Annotated in this window: 2 protein-coding genes and 1 pseudogene; all 3 read left to right on the top strand. The window is 65.0% G+C overall.

Going from position 1 to position 3,740, the window contains the following annotated elements; genetic code table 11:
• Nucleotides 1–865 (top strand): annotated as a pseudogene (locus tag VIQ49_RS28570) (phosphoglucosamine mutase); the annotation flags it as partial.
• Nucleotides 866–1,647: 782 nt separating this feature from the next.
• Nucleotides 1,648–1,962 carry a hypothetical protein gene (locus VIQ49_RS28565; protein ID WP_331890500.1) on the top strand — a complete coding sequence of 105 codons (315 nt, stop codon included), beginning with the start codon at nucleotides 1,648–1,650 and terminating at the stop codon, nucleotides 1,960–1,962.
• Nucleotides 1,955–3,601 (top strand): hypothetical protein, encoded by a 1,647-nt coding sequence (locus tag VIQ49_RS28560; RefSeq protein WP_331890498.1) that lies wholly within the window; start codon nucleotides 1,955–1,957, stop codon nucleotides 3,599–3,601. The genes VIQ49_RS28565 and VIQ49_RS28560 overlap by 8 nt, the downstream gene beginning before the upstream one ends.
• The last annotated feature ends 139 nt before the right edge of the window (nucleotides 3,602–3,740 follow it).

Raw genomic sequence — 3,740 nt, 5'->3', positions numbered from 1 at the left:
CGTCTATCTCCGCCACCTGGCCGGGATCGTCGATTCGAATCTCAAGCCCGTGACCGTCGTCGTCGATTGCGCGCACGGCGCCGCGTATCTGGCCGCGCCGCGCGCTTACCGCGCCGCCGGTGCCACGGTGATCGCAATCAGTGCCGATCCCGATGGCAACAACATCAACGACGGTTGTGGTTCAACGCATCTGGACCAGGTTCAGGCCGCGGTCCGCGAATACGGTGCCGATCTCGGACTGGCCCACGACGGTGATGCCGACAGGTGTCTGGCGGTCGACGCCACCGGCCAGGTCGTCGATGGCGACGCCATCATGGCGGTGCTCGCCACGTCCATGAAGGATGCCGGAACCCTGACCGACAACACCCTCGTGGCCACGGTCATGAGCAACCTCGGACTGCACCTGGCGATGACGGAGGCCGGCATCGCGGTCCGCACCACCGGTGTCGGTGACCGCTACGTCCTCGAAGAACTACGGGCCGGCGGCTACGCCCTGGGCGGCGAACAGTCCGGCCACGTCGTCATCCCGTCGCACGGCACCACCGGCGACGGCATCTTGACCGGTCTGGCACTGATGGACCGGATGGCCGCCACCGGCAAATCCCTCTCCGATTTGGCGTCGATCATGCAGGCGCTGCCGCAGGTGCTGATCAACGTCCGGGTGGCGGACAAGAACGTCGTGGCACAAGCCGACTCCGTGAAGCAGGCGGTGGCCGTGGCCGAAGGCGAACTCGGTGCGACCGGCCGGGTGCTACTGCGGCCGTCGGGTACCGAGCAGTTGGTCCGGGTGATGGTGGAGGCCGCCACCGCCGAGGAGGCCCAGGCCGTGGCCGAACGGATCGCCGCGGTGGTCGGGGCGGCCTGATCGCGCGTCTGTAGCGGGCGGACCATCCACCAAGGTAGTGTGATTTGAATCACACTCTGGTTGCGTGGACTGTGCGTGTCGAGTTCGCCGAATGAATTCTCGGAGAAGAAATCTTGTATCCGCAACTATTGGTCGAATCAACAGTATTTACACCGCTATCTCTGCTGCTAGCTGCCGTATACCTGAATGCTGTCACCCGTATCGGGGTCACCCGAAGGCTCTTTTTCCCGCCTCATCGAGCCGTTGTGGGCAGTCTGGAGAATTGACCTCGAAGAAACTCCTTCAGCCGCATCGAATTTTTGGATGTGGCATCTGACCTGCGTTGATATGATGTTCGGGCATTGCGCAAGGAACCTTTGGGAGAACAGATGAATATCCAGCGGGGTGTCTCGCGGGTTGGTTCTCTTCGCTGACAGATATGTCGCGTTGTGAAATGGTGTTAATCAGGGTTTGGTTGAGAGCAATTGCCACTCCCTGAATGTGCGGGTCGCGCAGGGTGACCGCGGTATCACTTCTATGAAGGGGATTCATTATGGGATCGTCAATCGACATCCAGCTCCTGGACGTCTTCCAGTTCCTGATCGACAACGCAGATTTTCTCGGAACCTTCTTCGGTTCTTGAGCTGACTTAGGGGACCAGATCCCCGCTGTGATGTCCGCGTCCCGTCTTCGGGATGCGGACATCGCTGTTTTCCGGACATGAACCCCCCGGGTGGACTCGCCGAAGGCTGCTCCGGGAACCGAACGCCGGGGGGACGCGTCTTACCCGGGGGGAGGTCAGCATGGCACATCAGACCTGGATCGATCCGACGGAGATACGTCGGATCGGCGGTGTCTTCGGGGAGACGGCGCGTTCGATCGACGTTGCGTGCACGGGCTTGGGCGAGTGCGATCTGGGTGCCCACCTCGGGATCCGATACGCGCACCACGAGCTCGCCTACTCCGCCGGATTGCTCGCGATCGCACAGAGTGTGAGAAGGCTGGCGCACACCGCCCGGCACTTCGGAGACGGCCTGGTGAATGCGGCCGACACCCTGGACGGACAAGACCGGGCCAATGGCCAGTCGATAGCCGAGACGAGAGCCGATCGTGGGTGAGGGCCCGGGCACCGGTGCCTCCCTGCAGTTCGAGCTGAATGCGCAACGCGAAGCCGCTGAATCCGGGCTGGAGTTCTTTGCCCATGTGGGCCCGCTTGCCTCCCGTCTCGGGATGACCGATTATCCGGAGTTCTCTGTGTTCCGGGCCCGCTTCTGCCAAACCGATGACCTCAGCACGGCACATCTGCGTGCCGATGGTGCTGTCCTGCAGCAGCTGCACGCCTCGCTGGCCACCCAGGTCGATGTTCAGGAGCAGCAGGATGCTGCGCTGGTGGTTTCCTGGCCGGATGGCTCCGGAATCGTTGCGCAACAAAACCTTCGGTCGATTCTTCCTCGGGCCGAGTCCGACCTGTCCGCCATCGCGGACCTCGGCGCCGGGATGCTGGTCGCGGCCGATTGCATCGACGTCGCGCGCTTCACCCAGTTTCACTGCATCGCCGGGATCGACCCGGACAATCTGCTCGGCGTACCGATCGCGTTGTGGCTGAAGATGAAGGGCGCATGCCTGGCGCACCACGCAGAACTCCGGGGAGCGATCACGGCGACTGTGGAACTCTTCGGGACGGCGGTGAGCACCTGTGACGAGGCCATCGAGGCGATCCTCTCCGGGCTGTGCCGGGCGATGGGGGAGGTCGACACCACCGACTACCCGGCCGCGGTATCCGGTCCGGTAGCTCACCTCGATGGTGCGGCCGATGTGCCGCCGGATCGGGAGTGCGGCGGGGACGGATCGGCTGGTGGCGGCACGGGCGCGGGCACAGTTGTGCAGGCCGGCGCTGGAGCACAGTCCGGAGCCGGCGCGGGAGCAGGAGCGGCGTCGCAGAGCGATGCCCGGACGTGGGCAGGTGAACCGACTTCCGACTCGCCGGTGTCGGGGAGTGCCGGCGCCACCCCGGCTCCCGTCGGAGTGTCGGCGCACGGTGCCGGGGGAGTCGCCGGGTCGTTGTCGGGGGAGGCGGCGTCCGAACTCCTCGGTCCGTTGCTCGGTGTGGTCGGGACGATCACCACTGCGGCCGTGTCCGGACTGGCCGAAGCGATCACCACGCTGGTCGCGCAGGGCGGAGTGTCACCCGACGGGATGCCCGACGCGCAAGCGGGTGCAGGACCGGCACTGCCGGCCACCGAGGGTTCTGGCGACGCGGGTGCCTCGATCATGCTGGGGGACAAGGTCGTCGAGATCAAGTCGGGTTCAGATGGCGCGTCGGTGAGTCTCACCGTGACCGGCGCCGGTGGCGATACCGAAACGCACGTGATCGACGTACGGCCGGACGGATCGATCGAAACCCAGGGGATGAGCGCTGCCGATCCCGAGCCGGAACCTGAGCAACCAATCGCGGAAACCGCAGACGGACCTGTTGGTGCCGAATCGGATGTGGAGCCGTTGCCAGGTACCCCCGTTGGTCCGTCGACCGAGGACGAAGCATCGTGTCCGCCTGTCGAGTCCGGATCAGCGGAGCCGGTTCCGGAGGCGTCGCCTCAGACCCCGTCGCAGCCGCCGCCCGAGCTCACGCATACGACCCCGGGAGCGAGCGAACGCTCCCCGAACAAGAGCACCTCGGTGACGCCGCAGTCGTCCGGGCAGGACGACGCCGGCTCACCCCAGGAGGACGGCCGGCTGGCATTGGCGGGTGATCAGTGAGCATTGCAGATCTGTTCGATGAGATCGTGTCCGCGGCGAGACGTAAAACTGCTTCCGCCACAGAGATTTACGATCATCGGATGGCGGTACTCGGTGACCGGGTACGGGTTCGGGCGGCAGACGACCGACATCGGCGGGG

The organism is Williamsia sp. (assembly GCF_036566845.1).
Lineage (GTDB): Bacteria > Actinomycetota > Actinomycetes > Mycobacteriales > Mycobacteriaceae > Williamsia.
Note: the sequence above shows the minus strand (reverse complement) of the source record. Positions and strands in the feature narration are given on the sequence as shown.